The following is a 17,998-nucleotide window of genomic DNA, read 5'->3' on the forward strand; positions in this document are numbered from 1 at the left end:
TTGTGACGATCGCTGCATCAAGGGCTAACCGATGCTGATCGACCGCCTCGCGTCGCCCGATTCGATTCGGCAGTCGCACCGTTCGATCATCATCGACCACTTCGTGTGGCCCGAGCCCAGGAAGCAGTCGTAGCGGATCGTACCGGGGATGTAGTGCCAACTCGAAGGATCCGTGACGTCCATGCCCCGGGCCTCCCACTTGGCCGCCGAGTTGAACCACTGGTCGTAGTAGAGCTCCCAGTACGAGCTCAGCTGGACCGCCGCTTGTGGCGCTGCTGCCGGGGGCTCAGCGGCGGTGGCCTGCGTCGCCGACACAGCGCCGAAACCGAGGAGTGCGGCGCACATGGCCCCGCTGACAGCGAGGATTCGTTATTCTGCCGATCGCCAAGAAGAGCGAATAATACCGCACGCCGGACCGCGTCGGTGCGACTGTTCCGGTTGATTCCAGAAGTCGCCGTGCCTCGCTTCGAGGGGGAACGAGGGACGAACGGACTTCGACACCAACAATCGCGAAAGAAATCAGGATGCCTGGTACAACCGAACGGTTGGCGTCACCGGAACCTTCAGGGCCGTCGGGTGCCGCCGGGTGTACGGAGTGGCGTTGGCAGACGACAAACACCTCGGCGAGAGCAGTTCGAGTACCTGGTGCGACACGTTGACGGACTCAAGTAGCCACGCGTCCCGTCGCCGGCCGCCGTATATCAATTCTCCCGGGCGTGATTTGCCGCTCGGTTTGGCCCAGTGCCCGGCCCCCGCCCAGGTCCTGGGCGGGGGCCCAGCGGGCGGATCACCGGGTGCGGGTGATCACCCAGATGTCCGCGTTGTAGTCGAAGGGACGGCAAGTGCGCCGCGGCGCGGTCTGCGAGTACATGTAGGGATCGTTGGGCAACTTGTACTGGATCAGCGAGTCGTGGTCACCCGCGCAGTAGGAGTGCACGTTCCGGCCGACCGAGGAGTTCCAGGTACCACCGTCCACAAAGCACAGACCGCCGATGCTGTTGGTGCCGTGCCACGCGTTGGCCAGCTCGCTCGGGTTCAGGCTTCCACAGCCGACCTGGCGGGTCATGGTGCCGACGTCGCCCTCGGTGTGCGCGGTCGCCGCCGTCGCCACGAATCCCGAGCCGCCGAGCGCCGCCACCGAGGCGGCCAGCACACCAGCGGTCCGCAGCGACGCTCGTTTCCTTGAGTTTCCGGTCATCATCTTCATGTGGACAGATATTAACCACCCATGGCCACGGGTTGCTCAAATTTCACGTGCGACTGAACCCCCTCGATCCTGCTGGTGACGCGACCGGGTGAACTCCGGAATGGGTGGGTGTGACCACTCACCAGGACCGCGCGCATCTGGCCGATGTCATGGGCTACTTCGCACTGCGAGACGGCGAACTTCGTCCCACGCCGGAGCCGGTACCCGCCGTGCGGCCCTCGGACCGACTCGACCTGGATACCGGCTTCTCGAAGAATTTCGACGGAATCGGCTATAGCGTGCTCTGTCGAGGCACCGCGGTGACCTGACCGCGGGAAAGGAGAACTGATCATGGACGTCCTGCTCATCGCCGGCCTGTGGCTCGGCGGATCCGCCTGGGACGAGGTCGCGTCCACACTCCGGTCGCTCGGCCACAACCCGGTGCCGCTGACCCTGCCCGGCCAGGGCGACGGATCGGCTTCCGCCACGCTCGACGACCAGGTGGCGGCCGTGCTCGCCGCGGTGGACTCGGCCTCCGGCAGGCCCGTGGTGGTCGGGCACTCGGCAGCCTGCACGCTGGCCTGGCTGGCCGCCGACGCACGGCCGGAAAAGGTCTTCAAGGCCGTCCTCATCGGTGGCTTCCCGGCCGCCGACGGGAAGCCATACGCCGACTTCTTCGAACTTCGGGACGGCGTCATGCCCTTCCCCGGCTGGGCGCCCTTCGAGGGACCGGACTCGGCCGACCTCGACGAGGAAGCCAGGCGCGCCTTCGCGGCCACCGCGATCCCCGTACCCGAGGGCGTCGCCACCGGCGTCGTGCGGCTGACGGACGAGCGGCGCTTCGATGTGCCGGTCGTACTCGTGTGTCCCGAGTTCACCGTTGCCCAGGCCCAGGAGCTGATCGACGCCGGCGAGGTCGCCGAACTCGCGAAGGTCACCCGCCTCGATCTCGTCGACATCGACTCCGGTCACTGGCCCATGCTCACCAAGCCGACCGAACTCGCCCGCGTCCTCGCCGCGGCAGCCGACGCCTGAAACGACAGCGCGTCAGGTGCCGCAGAAGGTCTGGTAGGCGGCGGCGAAGTCCTTCGGGGCGGGGGCCGCGTACCGCTCACGGCCGGGCCGCTCGTCGAAGGGGGCGCTCACCACGTCCAGGAGCTGGTCGAGCGGCCCCTGGTCCCCCTCGGTGGCGGCGGCGAGGGCTTCCTCGACGAGGTGGTTGCGGGGGACGTAGACCGGGTTCACCTGGTCCATCGCGTCGGCGTCCGGCCCCAGTGCCCGCCAGCGCGTCATCCAGCCGTCGATCGCCGCGAGGTCGAGGAACAACTCCCGCGCCGGTTCGGCGTCGCCTCGCGCCGCCGCGCCCAGGCGGCGGTAGAACGTGGTGTGGTCGACGTGGTTGTCCCGCAGGAGGGTGAGCAGCTCCTCGACCAGCCCTGAGATGACCGCGGCGTCCCCGGGCAGGCCGAGTTTGGCGCGCATGCCCGCTGACCAGGCGTTCTCGTACTGCTCGCCGAAGCCTTCGAGCACCCCGACCGCGAGTGCGATCGCCTGCTCCTGATCTTCGGCGAACAGGGGAAGCAGGGCTTCGGCGAGCCGGGCGAGGTTCCACTCGGCCACGACGGGCTGGTTGCCGTAGGCGTAGCGCCCGCCGTGGTCGATCGAGCTGTAGACGGTGGCGGGGTCGAACTCGTCCATGAACGCGCAGGGCCCGTAGTCGATGGTCTCGCCGGAGATCGTCATGTTGTCGGTGTTCATCACCCCGTGGATGAAGCCCACGAGCATCCAGCGGGCCACCAAGGACGCCTGCGCGGCGACCACCGCCTCGAACAGCGCCAGGTAGCGGTGCTCGGCCTGGGCGGCGCCCGGGTGGTGCCGGGCGATCGCGTGGTCGGCGAGCCTGCGCAGCAAATCGAGGTCGCCGGTGGCCCTGGCGTACTGGAAGCTCCCGACCCGCAGGTGGCTGCTCGCCACCCGGGCGAGCACCGCGCCCGGCAACAGCGTCTCGCGGCGCACCGATCGCCCGGTCGCCACCACCGCGAGGGAGCGGGTCGTGGGAATGCCCAGTGCGTGCATGGCCTCGCTGACGACGTACTCGCGCAGCATCGGCCCCACCGCGGCCAGGCCGTCGCCGCCGCGGGCGAACGGCGTGCGCCCGGAGCCCTTGAGGTGCAGGTCGCGCGGCAGGCCGTCGGCGTGGACGACTTCGCCGAGCAGCAGCGCGCGGCCGTCGCCCAGCCGCGGGGAGTAGGACCCGAACTGGTGCCCCGCGTAGGCCTGCGCGACCGGGGTGGCACCGTCGGGAACGTGGTTGCCCACCAGCAGTCGCACCCCCTCGGAGCCGCGCAGCCAGGCCGCGGACAGGCCCAGCTCCTCGGCGAGCGGCTCGTTGAGCACGAGCAGTCGCGGCTCGGGAACCTGTTCCGCCTGCCAGGCCAGGGCCAGCTCCGGGACCGCGCGGGCGAAGTCGGCGCCCAGGGTGAAGGTGGGGGGCGATGTGGTGCTCACCCAATCCACGGTACGTGGCGCGGGCCCGCCGGGCAGGCTTCGGCCACTCGCTCAGCGGTCGATGATCGGGAGGACCAGCCAACACTCGGCGTACATCATGGCGTTCCGGCGGGTAGACGGCATCGTCGCTGTCGACGAACCGGTGGCTCGGCCCCCGGAAGGCTTCGAAGAGCTGGGCGATGGCGGGCGGGATCGTGTGTGCAGGACGATCGAGTCGGGCCATCCGGCTGGCGGGGTGGTCACGCGGTATCGGCATGGTGGAGGCGCTCACGGGCCTCGTCCTCCGACAGTGAGGTGATGGGCTGCCCGATCGCGTGCTGGAACTTGGCGTCGTAGGCCCTGGTCCACACGCCCGCCGCCCACGCGCGTCGAAGTTCGCCGGCGCTGAGGTCCCGGCCGCGCGCATGGCCGTACGCGACGAGGAATCGCCGCGTGTCCTCGACGGTGGCCAGCTTGTCCGCGTCGACGGTCGAGTACAGCGCGGCGGCGAAGCCGACCAGGACGTCTTCGCTGTCCGCGGTCACGCTGTCCCAGTCGTGCACCACCAGCAGCTCGTCGTCGCTCCAGCGCAGGTTGCCGGCAAGCCAGTCGCAGTGGCCGAGCACAGCGCCGGACTCGCCGATCCGCAACCGGTCGCGAGCACGATGCCCGGCTTCGTCGATCCATTCCGCGCCGGACACCTCATCGAGGTCGACATCGGAGTCCTCCGAGCGCGGCCACAGGCCGTCCCCGGCGTGATCCCAGGCCGCCCACGACGGTGCCGGGTCGAGCGCGGACACCTCAGCGGGACTGGGGGCCAGCCGGATCAGCCGCGCGAACGCCTCAGCGAAGACAGTGGGCGCGCGGTCCGCGCTCGGTAGCTCGGCGCCGCCGGGGACATAGAGCTCCGCGGTGGCGATGTCACCATCGAAGGGTGTGGCGCCGGTGAGCGGCCGCGGGCAGGGATAACCGGCCTGGAACAGGCGACGCTGGACCTCGACGCATACCGCTATCCGCGGCGCGGGCGGACGGACCTTGACCACGACCTCACGGCCATCGGCCAGCCGGAGCCCGAGGACAGTGGACAGGTGCCCGGACCTGAACAGCTCCTCCACCGGCGAGCTGCCCAGATGCTCCAGGCACCAGCGAGCGAGCCCGCCAGGATCGACCGCACGCGCACGAGATGGCATCTCAGCATCCTGACAGGCGAACCCTGCGCGGCCGACGACGACATCGCCTGCTCTGCTCCGCACGAGCTGCGCCGAAATCTTGAGCACCGCGGCGCTCAGCCACTCTTCCCCGGGATACCGAGCAGGAAAGAAAGCCGATCAGCGGGTGCTCGAAGTGGTCAGCTCAGGTCCGGGATCAGTTCGCCGATCAGGCGAATGCTCTTGAGTACCTTCTCGTGCGGGATGCCACCGATCTGCTGCAGGCACATCATCCGGTCGATCCCGAGATCCGCGTACGCCCGCAGTTTGGCGCGGCAGGTGTCCGGGCTGCCCACGATCAGCGAGTCCTGCGCGCTCAGCACGGTGAAGATCTCGTCGTCGGGCACCGCTTCACCCTGCAGGATCCTGGCGATCAGCAGGTTCGCCTCGGTCGGCGCGTTGCGGGCCTCGCTCCGGAGGAACTCGCCGGTGAGGCCACCACCGTCCGGTGACGCCACGAGGTCCTCCTGGCGCGCGTTCAGCCGCACGAACTCGCTGGCCGCTTCGAAGAAGGTCAACGCCGTCACCGTGTACCAGGCCGCGGCCGCGGCGGCGCCGTTGAGCATGGCCTCCTCGTCGGTGTCCGCGCAGTGGACGAACGTGAAGAACCCGACCTGGTCGTTGACGAACGCCCCGACCGGATCCGTGCACCGCCCGGCCGCCGCCCGGTACAACTCGACCAGCCTGCCCGCGCGCTCCAGCGACTCCCACATCGTCGTGCCCAGCACGCCGACCCCGCGGCGCCCGGCCTCCTCGAACGACGCCGGGCTCGCCGCCGCCTGCCACAGCGGCGGATGGGGCCGCTGCAGCGGCTTCGGCGAAATCGCGACATCCTCGATGCGGTAGAAGTCGCTGTCGTAGGAAAAGCGGTCCTCGGTCCACATCCGCGGCACCATCTCGAATGCCTGCTGCGTCTGGGCTCGCGCGTCGTCCGGCTCGATGCCGAACAACCGCCATTCCGGGATCGTCGACCGGGTCAGGCCGAGTTCGACCCGGCCACCGCTGAGGTGGTCCAGCGTCGCGGCCCGCTCGGCGACGCGGATCGGGTGGTTGAACCGGCCAGGAGCGAGCACCGCCGCGTGCCCCAGCCGGATCCGGCTCGTGCGCTGCGACAACGCGGCCAGCATCAACTCGGGTGCCGAAGACAGGCTGAACTCCCCCGCGCCGTGGTGTTCGACCTGCCACCAGCAGCCGTAACCGAGTTCGTCGGCGAGCACCGCCTGTTCCAGCGCCTGGCTGAACCTGAGCTGCTCGTGCCCTTCCGGCCACGGCCGGGGATTCTGGATCTCGTTGAACAAGTCGATCTTCATCCACGGCCTCCACTTGATCGGGTCACCGAAAGCTCAGTCAGCCCCCACGACCGCCGCGTTACACAAGTCGCACGATCAGCCCAGTCGAACGAGGACCGGGACAGGGCAAGGACTTCATCCAAGCTTGAAACCGCGACCGCGGCGCCGGTTGCTGCCTTAAGGTCGCTCCGTCGGCGACTTTCGCCCTGGGGAAGACGGATGCGCGAATCCATGCCGCGCGCTGCTGTCCAGCACTTCCTCCCCGGGACGCAACAATCCTGGAGCATCGATGCGCAAAATCCTTTCCCGTGGCGCGATCGCGACCGCGGTGGTGGGCGCCGGTCTGGTGCTGGCCCCGCCGATGGCGATGGCCGGGCCGGAGAGCGCGACCTGTTCGATGAGCAACTGCGATCTTTCCGGCGTCCCCGGCTTCCCGGGTGGCTCCATCTCGGTGGACGCCGACGTGCACGGCGTCGGGATCGGCCGCTGGGACGTGTGGGGGCCGAACGGCTACAACTGCAGCAACACCTTCCACGCCTCGGCGGGCCCCGCCTCGTGGGTCTGCCACAACGCACCCGCGGGCACCTACAGCGCGCGAGTCGAAGGTCCGCAGGGCCCCTCGAGCATCGGTCTGCGCTGGTGAGCGTCCCGATCCGCGTGCCGGGCACGCGGTACTTCCTCGCCTGACCGAGGACTTCTTCCTTCGTTCGCAACGACTTCAGGGGTATCGATGCGCAAGAGCCTTTCCCGCGGCGCGGTCATCGGCGTGATCGCCGCTTCCGCCGCGGTGCTCCTCCCGCAGGCCGCTTCGGCCGCGGCCTTCTCCTCCACCTGCCAGGCCACGGTCTGCGACCTCTACGTCTCCGGCTACAAAGGTGGCGGCCTGTCCATCGACGCCGACGTGCACGGCACCGGCACCGGGCGCTGGGAACTGTGGAGCCTGGACGAGAACTGGTACCACGTGCAGGACTTCGACGCGGCCGCGGGACCTGGCTCGTGGCTGCGCAGCTGGTCGCCCAAGGGCCGCTACCACGCGCGGGTGACCGGCCCGTCGGGCCCGACGTCGATCGGCCTGCGCTGGCTCGACAACCCGACCGGGAGCTGAGCCGATGCGCGAGAAGCTCTTCCGGGGAGTCCTCCCTGCCGTCGTCGCGGTGAGCGCCTTCGTGCTCATCCCCCAGGTCGCGCACGCGGGCGGCAAGTACTCCGACTGCTCCACCGCCGCCTGCGAGCTCGGCCTGACCATCGAGGCCACCACCTTCCACGTCGACGCCGACGTGCACGGCAGCGGCACGGCCACGTGGTCGGTGTCCGGCCAGGGCCGCACCTGCGGCACCACGTTCCGCGCCGAGGACCCGCCCCGGTCCTGGACCTGCGCCAACTACCCCACCGGCCACTACACGGTGAGGGTTTCCGGCCCGCAGGGACCGTCCAACATCGGCATCCGCTGGTAGTGGCATCCCGTGGCCGGCAGCGCTGTCGGCCACGGCGAACCCGGCCGTCCCCTCCCTGAACGCCGGTCGGCGCCGTGTCCCTCTCGAGAGCTACCGCCGATGTCCGCCACGGAGCGATGTGGCGGACATCGGCTCGTTCGTAATCTCGCCGTACTGCGGAGCAACCGGCGAGAGGACTTTTCTGATGACCATCCCCACCGAGCGGAAAACACCGCTGCAGCGGTTCCGGGTACCGATTCTGCTCGTCGGTACCGCCGCCTTGCTCATCGCCGCCCGCGCGCTGGACATGCTGGTTTCGGGCGTGCCGGTGCTGCGTCTGCTCGTCGGGATCGGCGCGGCCGCCGGGGCGATCGTCGCCTACCGATGGCTTTCCCGGCGCGTCGAAAACCGGGCGGAGGTCGCGGAACTGGCCGCCGCCGGGCGGTGGAGCGGGCTCGGGCGCGGCGCGCTCATCGGCGCGGGCGCTTTCCTCGCGACGATGCTGCTCGCGGTCCTCTTCACCGACGCCGACTTCACCAGTGGCTCGGTCTGGGCCTGCCTGGGCGTGGTCGGCTCGATGGCTTCGGTGGCGGTCACCGAGGAACTGCTGTTCCGCGGTGTGGTGCACCGCGTCCTGGAGGAACGGACCGGCAGCATCGTCGCGATCGCGGTCTCGTCACTGATCTTCGGCCTGACGCACCTGCTCAACGGCAACGCCACGCTCTGGGGCACCCTGGCCGTCGCGGTCGAAGGTGGCGCGCTGCTGGCCATCGCCTACACGGCCACGCGGTCGCTGTGGCTGCCGATGGGCCTGCACTTCGCCTGGAACTTCTCCGAATCCGGCGTGTTCGGCACCGCGGTCTCCGGCGCCGACAGCGAACCCGGCCTGCTGCGCACCGTCCTTTCCGGACCGGACGTGCTCACCGGTGGGGCGTTCGGTCCGGAAGCGAGCCTCTTCGCGCTGCTGTGCTGCCTGGTCCCGGCGGTGTGGCTGCTGCGCCGGGCGAAGCTCGTCACCCGGCGCTGACCAGCCCGGTCCGGTAGGCCAGCACCACGGCCTGTACCCGGTCACGCAGGTCCAGCTTGGTCAGGATCCGCGAGACGTAGGTCTTCACCGTCTCCACGCTGAGCACCAGTTCGGCCGCGATCTCCGCGTTCGACAGGCCGCCGGCGATCAGCCGCAGCACCTCCAGCTCCCGTCGCGCGAGCCCGTCCAGCGGGCCCGCGGCGGGAGTTCCGGCCGGGCGGATGCGGTCGGCGTAGCGGCCGATCAGCGTCCGGGTCACCGCGGGCGCGAGGAGCGAGTCGCCACGGGCGACCGTGCGCACGCCCTCGACCAGTTCGTTCAGCGGCGCGTCCTTGAGCAGGAATCCGCTCGCACCGGCCCGCAGCGCGTCGTAGACGTACTGGCCGACGTTGAAGGTCGTGACGATCAGGACCTTCGCCGGGCTCGCCGCTTCGGGACCGGCGATGCGGCGAGTCGCTTCGATCCCGTTCAGCAGCGGCATTTCGATGTCCATCACGACAACGTCGGGGCGCAGCCGCTCGAACAGCGCGAGCGCCTCGTGGCCGTTGCCCGCCTGACCGGACACCTCGAAATCGGGCTGAGCACCGAGCACGGTCGCGTAACCCGCGCGGATGAGCTCCTGGTCTTCGCAGATCAGGATGCGGATCGGCGGGCCGGTCATGCGGCACTCCCGGCGGGGATCATGGCGCTGACCCGGAAGCCGTCCGCCAACGGTCCTGCCGCGAACCGGCCGCCGAGCGCCTGCACCCGGTCACGCAGGCCGCCCAGCCCGCGGCCGCCGGAGCCGAGCGCGCCGGACCCGGTCGTCGGGCTTCCGGTGGTCACCTCGATTTCGAGGAAGTCCGCGCCGTAGCTGACACGCACCGCCGCCGGGGCACCGGCGGCGTACTTGGCCGCGTTGGTCAGCGCTTCCTGCACGATCCGGTAGGCGGTCAGCTCGGTTTCCGCGGGCAGTTCCGGGCGTTCGCCCTCCTCGACCAGTTCGACGACCCGGCCGGGCTGGTCGACGAGGTCGCGCAGCGCGGCCAGGCCCGGCGTGCGCGCGCCGGTCGCTTCGAGCACGCCCAGCAGGAACCGGAGTTCGGTGAGTGCGTCCCGCCCCGAGCCGGTGATCGCGGTGAGCACTTCCGGGACGCGCTCGGGTGCCAGGTACCGGGCAGCGTCGGCCTGGACCACCATGGCCGTCACGTGGTGGGTCACCACGTCGTGCAGTTCACGGGCGATCCGCGCGCGTTCGCCGGCCACAGCGGCTTCGGTGACGAGGCGGCGCCGCTCGGCTTCCTGGCGCCGTCGCTGCCGCACCATCGCGCCCAGCAGCCAGACCACGGCCAGCACCACGAAGTAGACGGCGTAGTCCGGCGGGCCCGCGGGCGATCCGCGCAGGACCAGGAGAACCGCGAACACCACGTACCCGGCCGATGCCACCGCCGCGACCACCTGGCGGAACCGCTCCTGGTGCGCCCCGACTGAATACAGCGCGAAGTACAGCGCGAGGCTACCGACGGTCGTGGGGTACGCGAGCACCTCGTGCGCGGCGAAGCTGATCCCGATGACAGCGAACGTCGCAGCGGGCCACCGGCTGCGCACCGCCAGCGGCAGGGTCTGCCCGGCGACGAGCAGGACCGCGAAGACGTCAGCCCCACGGCGCGGCAGGTCGCCGAACTGGGCCCCGATAACGGCGAGTCCCGGCACGAACGCGGCGGCGGTGAGGGCCACGGAGAGCCACCGGTCGCGCACCTCGGCACCGACACCCGCCCAGCGGCTCCGGAGACTCCTCGGTTCTGACATGGACGGGAGCCTATCGACCCGTCACGGATCCCGGTCCCGACCTCGGGTGGGGGCGCCGGTCCAGCGTGCTCACCTTCTCGGTCTTGCGCGGTGGCCGGTCGTTGGCGATCAGCACCGCCACCCACGGCATGGGGATCGAAACGGCGAGCACGGCCAGCGCCTGACTCACCGCACACCACTTCGGCCGCCGCGGAAAACGCCGCCGGCCGAATCGGTCCCGCTTCCGCCCAGCGAAGGTCCGAGGGGGGTCGACCTGCGAGCGGAAACGGGAGAATGAAGGCCGGTACGGGGGTCGCCTCTCGGCGAGTGGCACGACACGGCTCCAGCGTGACCGGTATTCCGTGAAGGCAAGGGGTGAGGCCCGGGGACACCGCCGTACCGACAGTCAGTACAACGCTTGCGCGGTGCCGGTGTTCCGCTCGCGGGGTCCCGGACCGTGTGACGTCCATCCCGTCACCGCCAGGTGTGCGCACGCACCGATCGCAGGTGGCCGGCGTTCACCGAGGAGCCCTGTCACCTCAGGCGATGCCGTGGTGCTGGAGCCACAGTTCGAGCACGCCGACCTGCCACAGTTCGTTGCCGCCGACCTTGGTGGAGTGGCCGTTCGGGTCGTCGAGCAGGGCTTTGACGTAGTCGGGGCGCAGGACGCCGCGCTGCCGGGCCGCCGTGGAGGACAGGGCGGCGCGCACCATTTCGAGGACGTCGCCGTCGATCCGGGTGAGGGCGGGGACGGGGAAGTAGCCCTTGGGGCGGTCGACCACCTCGACGGGCAGCATCTCGCGCCCGATGTCCTTGAGGATCGCCTTGCCGCCCTGGCCGGACTTGTACTCCGGTGGGCACGCCGCGACCAGTTCCACGAGGTCCTGGTCGAGGAACGGCACCCTGGCCTCGACGCCCCACGCCATCGCCATGTTGTCCACCCGCTTGACCGGGTCGTCCGGCATCAGCAGGTGCGTGTCCGTCCGGAGCACGGCGTCCAGCGCCGTGTCCGCACCCGGCCGGTCGAGGTGGGCGGCGAGCAGGCCGCCGCTGGGGTCGCCCTCGGCCGACCAGTCGCGGTGCAGGATGTGCTCGAGGTCGTCGTGGTCGGCGAACGCGTCGTGGAGCACCTGTGCGGCCGCATGCCGCGGCACGCCGGCCGCGGGCTGGTGGTAGCGGTAGCCGCCGAACACTTCGTCGGCTCCCTGGCCGGACTGCACGACCTTGACGTGGCGGGCCACCTCCCGGCAGATCAGGTGGAACGCGGTGACGTCGTGGGTGCCCAGCGGCTCGCTCATCGCCGCGACGGCGTGCCCGACGGCGGGCGCGAGCTGGTCGTCACCGATGCGGAGCTGGTGGTGGTCGGTGCCGAACTTGTGCGCGACCGCGTCGGAGTAGGCGAACTCGTCGCCGTCGAGGCCGTCGCGGTCGGTGAAGCCGATGCTGAAAGTGCTGGGGCGCTGTCCTTCCTCGGCCAGCAGGGCGACCAGGAGGCTGGAGTCCAGCCCGCCGGACAGCAGCACCCCGACCTCGACGTCGGCGACCGTGCGCCGTCGCACCGCGGTGCGCAGGGCATCGCGCACGGCCTCCTGCCAGTCCCGCGCGGTCCACCCGGCGTGCTCGGACCGCCGGGTGTAGGACGGCTGCCAGTAGACGCGGTCGCGGGGCTCGCGACCGGGTTCGAGGACGCGCACGGTGGCGGGCGGCAGCTTGCGCACGCCGCGCAGGATCGTGCGCGGCGCCGGGACGATGGAATGCCACGACAGGTAGTGGTGCAGGCCGACCGGGTCCAGGCCGGTGTCCACGCCGCCGCCGGCCAGCAGCGCGGGCAGGCTGGAGGCGAACCGGGTCCGGCCCGGCAGGTCGGCGACGTACAGCGGCTTGATCCCCAGCCGGTCGCGAACCAGCAGCACGCGGTCGCGCCGCCGGTCGACCAGTGCGATGGCGAACATGCCCACGAGGTTCTCGACGAAGTGCTCGCCCCACCGGTCGTACGCCTTGAGGACGACCTCGGTGTCGCTGGTGGAGGTGAAGCGGTACCGGTCGGACAGCTCCGCCCGCAACTGCTTGTAGTTATAGATGCACCCGTTGAAGGCGACGGCGAGTCCGAGGTCGGCATCGACCATGGGCTGGGAGCCGGTGTCGGACAGGTCGATGATCGAGAGCCTGCGGTGGCCCAGTGCCACCCGTTCCGCCGAGAAGTGGCCTTCGCCGTCCGGTCCGCGCGAGCTCATGGCGCGCGTCATGCGCGTCACGGCGTCGAGGTCCGGGACTCCGGTCCGGCCGGTCACGACCTCACCGGCGATTCCGCACATGGTTCACCTCGGATGACTCGGTTGACAGGACGACCCAGCGCTGGGGTGGCGTCCGTATACCCCGATCAAGGACAGCCAAGCACCCGAGTACCGGCGACCGCGGTTTCCCGGCACGGTCGGGCGGCCTTACCCAGCCCGAGCACTGCCGAAACGCAGATGTGACTCACAATGGCTTGACGCCGGCCGCTCGCCAGCTTGAGGTATACGCCATGCCTTCCCCCTCCGCCGCGCCGCCGGCCCGCGCCGAGGCCGACCGGCGCCCGGACCTCGACCTGGACGCGGCCACGATCCCGCAACTGGTCGACCGGATGGAGTCGGGCGCGCTGACCTCCGCCGAGCTGACCCGCGCCTACCTGGACCGCATCGCCACCGTGGACCGGCAGGTGCGCTCGGTGCTCTTCGTGAACCCCGATGCGCCCGGCCAGGCGGCCGAGAGCGATCAGCGACGCGCCCGCGGCCAGGCGCTCGGGCCGATGGACGGCATCCCCGTGCTGATCAAGGACAACATCGACACCCGGGGCCTGGGCACCACGGCGGGATCGCGGGCGCTGTGCGTGCCGCCGCCGGACGACGCCGAACTGGTCGGGCGCCTGCGCGCGGCGGGTGCCGTCGTGCTGGGCAAGACCAACATGTCGGAGTGGGGCAACTTCCGCTCCGCGTGGGCCACCTCCGGCTGGTCGGGCGTGGGTGGGCAGACCTGCAACCCGCACGTGCTGGACCGCAACCCGTGCGGCTCGTCGTCGGGCTCGGGCGCGGCGGTCGCGGCGTCGTTGGCGCAGGTCGCGGTCGGCACCGAGACCAACGGCTCGATCGTGTGCCCGTCGGGCCAGGCCGGCGTCGTGGGGTTCAAGCCGACGCACGGCCGGATCAGCGGCGACGGGATCGTGCCGATCTCGACGCGGCAGGACACCGCGGGCCCCGTGGCGCGGCACGTCGTGGACGCCGCGATCCTGATGTCGGTGCTGGAGGGACGCGGGGTGGACTACGCCGCCGCGCTCGCGTCCGCCCCGCTGCGCGGTGCGCGCGTGGGCGTGTGGCGCAGGGCGTCCCACGCGGCCCACGACCCCGAGGCCGCCCGGGTGGTGGAGGAGGCGGTGGACGTGCTGCGGCGCCACGGTGTCACCGTGGTCGAGGTCGACCTGCCGTACCAGGGCCGGATCGAGGCCATCGGCCTGCCCGCGCTGGTCGCCGAGTTCAAGCACGACCTGGAGGCGTACCTCGCGACGCGACCGGGAGTGCCGCGGACGGTGCGGGAGCTGATCGAGTTCAACGAGACGGACCCGGTCGAGCTGAGCCGGTTCGGCCAGGACCTGTTCCACGAGGCCGTGAAGGCACCGCCGATCACCGACCCGGCCTACCTCGGCCAGCGCCGCACCGCCACCGACCTGGCTCGCCGGTCGATCGACGAGGTGATCGCGGCACACCGCCTCGAGGTGATCATGGCTCCGACCAATGGCCCGGCGTGGCTGACCGACTACGCCGGCGATCCCACCGGACTCGGCTCCTCCACGCCCGCGGCCGTCTCGGGCTACCCGAACGTCACCGTCCCGGCAGGTTTCGCCGGTCCACTGCCGATCGGCGTGTCGTTCATGGCCGGCCACGGAGCGGACGTGCAGGTCCTGCGGTTCGCGGCGGCGTTCGAACGCGCCGCGCCGATGCGGCGGGCCCCCACCTACCTGCCCACCCTCCCGTAACACCCGCACGCGGCACCGGAACCCTCGCCGGGCGCGGACGGCTCGGCATCGACGATCACGCGGCCGTTTCCGGTAACCGGTCTTCGCCGGTGTCCCGGCTCAGGAGCGCCACCACGTCCTCGAGCCGTCCGCGTCGCTGGAACGCACGCCGCTGGCGGACGGCGCCGTTGCCGTTCTGGAGCACCTTGGTGAGCAGGACGTTGACCGCGTGCAGTTCCCCGGTGTGGCGCAGGGCCGGCCTGACGTGGCGGATCAGCCGCCGCAGCAGGTGCGCCGCCGGGACGCGGCGGTTGCCGAACAGGTCGATGCCGTCCCCCTCGATGCCGTCGTGCGCGGCACGCCAGTAGGCCGCGCGCAACGCCTCGGCGGTGACCGGCAGTCCCCGATCGCCTTGGCCGATCGCCGCGATGGCGGTGGTCACCAGTGCCCGCACCAGGGCGGCGAGCAGGACCGACTCGTCGACCGTGGCGGGCACGTCGGAGACCCGGACCTCGACCGTGGGCAGGTGGTCCGACGGCCGCACATCCCAATACACCATCCCGGGGTCCAGCACCGCCCCGCCGGCGACCATCATGTCCAGCACGGCGTCGTAGTGCTCGGCGGAGGTGAAGTACGGCGGCGCCCCGGAACACGGCCAGCGGCTGTTGAGCACCGACCGCCAGCTCGCGTAACCGGTGTCGACGCCCTGGTGGACCGGCGAGTTGGCGGTCAGCGCGAGCAGCACCGGCAACCAGGGCCGCAGGTGGTTGCACACCTGCACGGCGGTCTCCCGGTCCGGCACGGCGACGTGCACGTGACAACCGCACACGCCGTGCTCGGCGGCCAGCAGACCGTAATCCTCCCCGATGCGCCGGTAGCGATCGGAGTCGCTGAAGGACTGTCCCATCGGGCCGGTCAGGGGCACGCCGACCGCCAGCAGCCGCGCCCCCGCCTGCGAGGCCGCCGCCGCGGCCATCGACCGCGCGCCCACCAGGTGCCCGCGCACCTCGCGCAGCGTGCGGCACACCGGTGTGTTGCTCTCCACCTGCACCCGGGTCAGCTCCGGTTGCAGGTCCCCGCCCAGCCGGCCTGCCAGGTCGACGACGTCTCCGGCCACCGGAACGGGCAGGCCGCTGCCGGGGTCCACGACCAGGAACTCCTCCTCCACACCCAGGGTCGGCACGTCGGAACCCCGGAGGGGTCGATCAGTGTTGATCATGATGTCCTCACCGCTCGCTAGTGGTCGGCACGCGAGTGCGCCGCGCACCGTCCTCACGCGAGCGTGACGACGGCACAATCCCCGCACGAGGCAGCCGCGTGGGTGTCGGCGCACTGTTTGACCGACGAGAAGTCCCTTCCGCCGCCACGGCCGGATGATTCCGAGAGCCGCCGAAGGGACCACCGAGATACCACCGATGGCGCCGGGCAAACCGGGTGTTACCCCGTTCGGGTTTTCCCCCGGAGTGCGGACCGGCCGGTCCGCCCCGGCGGGCGCCGGTCCGGCCGCGGGACTTCCTCTCCGGAAAAGGCGGGCTGGAGGTTGCCGGGTGGTCGCGGTACGCTTGGGAGCGCTCCCATACTGCCTCCTCCCCGCTGATCGAGGAGCTGGAACGGGGCGCGTCGGCGTTGTCGCCCGGTCACCATGCTGCATCGCCAGCGACTACCTCGGGCCTCGTGCGGCCCTGACGCCGAAGGAGAACCATCATGAGTCCGATGGGTCAAGCCCCGCCGGCCGTGCCATCCCGCCGGGTGGGTCGTGCTTGGCGCGGCCGTTGGGGGCGCGTGCTGATCGCCCTGCTCCCGACCGTCCTCGCGGCTACCGCGGCGGTCGCGCTCGACACCGCGGTGGCGTCGGCGGCGACCGTCGACACGAGTGCGTGGTATGTGCTGGTCAACCGCAACAGCGGCAAAGCCGTGGAGGTGACGGGCCAGTCGACCGCGGACGGCGCGGTGGTCCACCAGTGGTCCCGCCACGACGGAGCCAACCAGCAGTGGCAGTTCGCGGACTCCGGCGACGGCTACTACCGGCTGAAGTCGAAGAACTCCGGCAAGGTGCTCGACATCGACAACTTCTCGACCGCCGACGGCGGGAAGGTCCAGCAGTGGACGGACCTCAACGGAACCAACCAGCAGTTCCGCCTCTCCGACTCCGACAGCGGCTACGTCCGGCTGCTCAACCGCAACAGCGGCAAAGCCGTGCAGGTGACGGGCCAGTCGACCGCGGACGGCGCGGCCGTCGTCCAGTCCGGCGACCAGAACGTGGCCAGCCAGCAGTGGCAACTCGTCCGCCTGGCCGACGCGTGCTCCCTGCCGTCGACCTACCGCTGGACATCGACGGGCCCGCTGGCGAACCCGAGATCGGGCTGGGTCTCGCTCAAGGACTTCACCCACGTCGTCCACAACGGCAAGCACCTGGTCTACGCCACGACGCACGACACGGGAACGACCTGGGGCTCGATGAACTTCACCCCCTTCACGAACTGGTCCGACATGGCCTCGGCCGGCCAGAACGCGATGAATTCCGGCGCCGTGGCGTCCACGCTGTTCTACTTCGCCCCGAAGAACATCTGGGTGCTCGCCTACCAGTGGGGTGGGCCCGCTTTCAGCTACCGGACCTCGAGCGACCCCACCAACCCGAACGGGTGGTCGGCGCCGCAGACCCTGTCCACCGCGAGCATCACCGGCTCCGGCACCGGGCCCATCGACCAGACCCTCATCGCCGACGACACGAACATGTACCTGTTCTTCGCCGGTGACAACGGCAAGATCTACCGTTCCAGCATGCCCATCGGGAACTTCCCCGGCAGCTTCGGCTCGTCCTACACCACGATCATGAGCGACACGCAGGCCAACCTGTTCGAAGGCGTCGAGGTCTACAAGGTCCAGGGCCAGAACCAGTACCTCATGCTCGTCGAGGCGATGGGCGCCAACGGGCGCTACTTCCGCTCGTTCACCTCCACCAGCCTGGGCGGTTCCTGGACCCCGCAGGCCGCCACCGAAAGCAACCCCTTCGCCGGCAAAGCCAACAGCGGCGCCACCTGGACCAACGACATCAGCCACGGCGACCTGATCCGCAGCAACCCCGACCAGACCAAGACCATCGACCCCTGCAACCTGCAATTGCTCTACCAGGGACGCGACCCCAAGTCCGGCGGCGACTACGGCCTCCTGCCCTACCGCCCCGGCCTGCTGACCCGGCAACCCTGAGCACCTGACACAGATCTGACCAGCCGGGTCGGCGTCCGCGCCCCTGACCGGGGTGAGGCGCCGGCCCGGCTTCCGGACGACGGCACCACTTGGCAGAGCACGAAACTGCACCGTGACCGGGCCGGGTGGACCGCCACCGTGGCGAACCCGGCCACCGGCTTCGCCACACTGCGGGCGAAAGCCGTCGACAGCGACGGCAACACCGTGGAGCAGACGATCATCCGGGCTCGACAACACCCGCATCGCCATCCCGGGCGCGGTGTACGGCATCGTCATGTTCTTCACCGTCGGCGCCTTCGGCTTCCTGATCAGCCGCCGGGTCCCACCCCGACGGACACCGCCGAGGTGCCGTGAATGTGGCTTTCACGGCGGATTCGGCCGTCAAAGCCACATTCACGGCACTCAG

At 70.6% G+C, this 17,998-nt stretch carries 17 protein-coding genes and 1 pseudogene; 8 read left to right on the top strand and 10 right to left on the bottom strand.

The annotated features are described in order from the left end of the window. Positions 1-24: 24 nt before the first annotated feature. Both L3Q67_RS39245 and L3Q67_RS39250 read right to left on the bottom strand, forming a co-directional pair. Positions 25-345: a hypothetical protein gene (locus L3Q67_RS39245; RefSeq protein ID WP_499186467.1), complete on the bottom strand. Its 321-nt coding sequence runs from the start codon at positions 343-345 to the stop codon at positions 25-27. A 442-nt stretch (positions 346-787) separates the two neighbouring features. Continuing rightward, positions 788-1,198: a hypothetical protein gene (locus tag L3Q67_RS39250; RefSeq protein ID WP_499186468.1), complete on the bottom strand. Its 411-nt coding sequence runs from the start codon at positions 1,196-1,198 to the stop codon at positions 788-790. Positions 1,199-1,317: 119 nt separating this feature from the next. Between L3Q67_RS39250 and L3Q67_RS39255 the strand changes: the two genes are divergently transcribed. Continuing rightward, entirely contained in the window at positions 1,318-1,515 is a 198-nt protein-coding gene (locus L3Q67_RS39255) for a hypothetical protein (protein ID WP_499186469.1), read from the top strand. 22 nt (positions 1,516-1,537) lie between these two features. Beyond that, complete coding sequence (locus tag L3Q67_RS39260) at positions 1,538-2,221, top strand: alpha/beta fold hydrolase (protein WP_499186470.1); 684 nt, start codon at positions 1,538-1,540, stop codon at positions 2,219-2,221. A 12-nt stretch (positions 2,222-2,233) separates the two neighbouring features. On the opposite strand, the gene L3Q67_RS39265 is transcribed toward L3Q67_RS39260, so the two are convergent. From L3Q67_RS39265 to L3Q67_RS39275, 3 genes are all read right to left on the bottom strand, one after another. Further along, the gene (locus L3Q67_RS39265) at positions 2,234-3,694 is read right to left on the bottom strand and encodes a protein adenylyltransferase SelO (protein WP_499186471.1); all 1,461 of its coding nucleotides are present in this window, start codon (positions 3,692-3,694) and stop codon (positions 2,234-2,236) included. A gap of 239 nt (positions 3,695-3,933) precedes the next feature. Beyond that, entirely contained in the window at positions 3,934-4,863 is a 930-nt protein-coding gene (locus L3Q67_RS39270; protein ID WP_499186472.1) for a phosphotransferase family protein, read from the bottom strand. 158 nt (positions 4,864-5,021) lie between these two features. Continuing rightward, positions 5,022-6,191 (bottom strand): LLM class flavin-dependent oxidoreductase, encoded by a 1,170-nt coding sequence (locus tag L3Q67_RS39275; protein WP_499186473.1) that lies wholly within the window; start codon positions 6,189-6,191, stop codon positions 5,022-5,024. Between the two features lie 268 nt (positions 6,192-6,459). Here L3Q67_RS39275 and L3Q67_RS39280 point away from each other — a divergent pair, with 268 nt between their 5' ends. The 4 genes from L3Q67_RS39280 to L3Q67_RS39295 all read left to right on the top strand — a co-directional run bounded on the left by L3Q67_RS39280 (position 6,460) and on the right by L3Q67_RS39295 (position 8,630). Continuing rightward, the gene (locus L3Q67_RS39280; RefSeq protein WP_499186474.1) at positions 6,460-6,813 is read left to right on the top strand and encodes a hypothetical protein; all 354 of its coding nucleotides are present in this window, start codon (positions 6,460-6,462) and stop codon (positions 6,811-6,813) included. A gap of 87 nt (positions 6,814-6,900) precedes the next feature. Beyond that, a complete protein-coding gene (locus L3Q67_RS39285; protein ID WP_499186475.1) occupies positions 6,901-7,275 on the top strand; it encodes a hypothetical protein in 375 nt (124 codons plus the stop codon). Between the two features lie 4 nt (positions 7,276-7,279). Continuing rightward, positions 7,280-7,624 (top strand): hypothetical protein, encoded by a 345-nt coding sequence (locus L3Q67_RS39290; protein WP_499186476.1) that lies wholly within the window; start codon positions 7,280-7,282, stop codon positions 7,622-7,624. A 184-nt stretch (positions 7,625-7,808) separates the two neighbouring features. Then, entirely contained in the window at positions 7,809-8,630 is an 822-nt protein-coding gene (locus L3Q67_RS39295; protein ID WP_499186477.1) for a CPBP family intramembrane glutamic endopeptidase, read from the top strand. On the opposite strand, the gene L3Q67_RS39300 is transcribed toward L3Q67_RS39295, so the two are convergent. The 4 genes and pseudogenes from L3Q67_RS39300 to L3Q67_RS39315 form a co-directional block, all read right to left on the bottom strand. Then, positions 8,617-9,291 (bottom strand): transcriptional regulator, encoded by a 675-nt coding sequence (locus tag L3Q67_RS39300; RefSeq protein ID WP_499186478.1) that lies wholly within the window; start codon positions 9,289-9,291, stop codon positions 8,617-8,619. The two genes, L3Q67_RS39295 and L3Q67_RS39300, sit on opposite strands and share 14 nt — an antisense overlap. Beyond that, complete coding sequence (locus L3Q67_RS39305; protein WP_499186479.1) at positions 9,288-10,418, bottom strand: sensor histidine kinase; 1,131 nt, start codon at positions 10,416-10,418, stop codon at positions 9,288-9,290. The genes L3Q67_RS39300 and L3Q67_RS39305 overlap by 4 nt, the downstream gene beginning before the upstream one ends. A gap of 10 nt (positions 10,419-10,428) precedes the next feature. Further along, positions 10,429-10,578: pseudogene (locus L3Q67_RS39310) on the bottom strand (DUF3099 domain-containing protein); the annotation flags it as partial. Positions 10,579-10,936: 358 nt separating this feature from the next. Continuing rightward, positions 10,937-12,712: an asparagine synthase family amidotransferase gene (locus tag L3Q67_RS39315; protein WP_499186480.1), complete on the bottom strand. Its 1,776-nt coding sequence runs from the start codon at positions 12,710-12,712 to the stop codon at positions 10,937-10,939. A gap of 209 nt (positions 12,713-12,921) precedes the next feature. On the opposite strand from L3Q67_RS39315, the gene L3Q67_RS39320 reads away from it, so the two are divergent. After that, complete coding sequence (locus L3Q67_RS39320; protein WP_499186481.1) at positions 12,922-14,406, top strand: amidase; 1,485 nt, start codon at positions 12,922-12,924, stop codon at positions 14,404-14,406. A 55-nt stretch (positions 14,407-14,461) separates the two neighbouring features. Here the strand turns inward: L3Q67_RS39320 and L3Q67_RS39325 are convergent, their stop codons facing one another. Next, on the bottom strand, positions 14,462-15,604 hold the full coding sequence (locus L3Q67_RS39325; protein WP_499186482.1) for a carboxylate-amine ligase: 1,143 nt from the start codon (positions 15,602-15,604) through the stop codon (positions 14,462-14,464). 485 nt (positions 15,605-16,089) lie between these two features. On the opposite strand from L3Q67_RS39325, the gene L3Q67_RS39330 reads away from it, so the two are divergent. Further along, complete coding sequence (locus tag L3Q67_RS39330) at positions 16,090-17,592, top strand: non-reducing end alpha-L-arabinofuranosidase family hydrolase (RefSeq protein WP_499186483.1); 1,503 nt, start codon at positions 16,090-16,092, stop codon at positions 17,590-17,592. The last annotated feature ends 406 nt before the right edge of the window (positions 17,593-17,998 follow it).

Origin of the sequence: Saccharothrix sp. AJ9571 (genome assembly GCF_021725495.1) — a bacterium.
Lineage (GTDB): Bacteria > Actinomycetota > Actinomycetes > Mycobacteriales > Pseudonocardiaceae > Amycolatopsis > Amycolatopsis magusensis.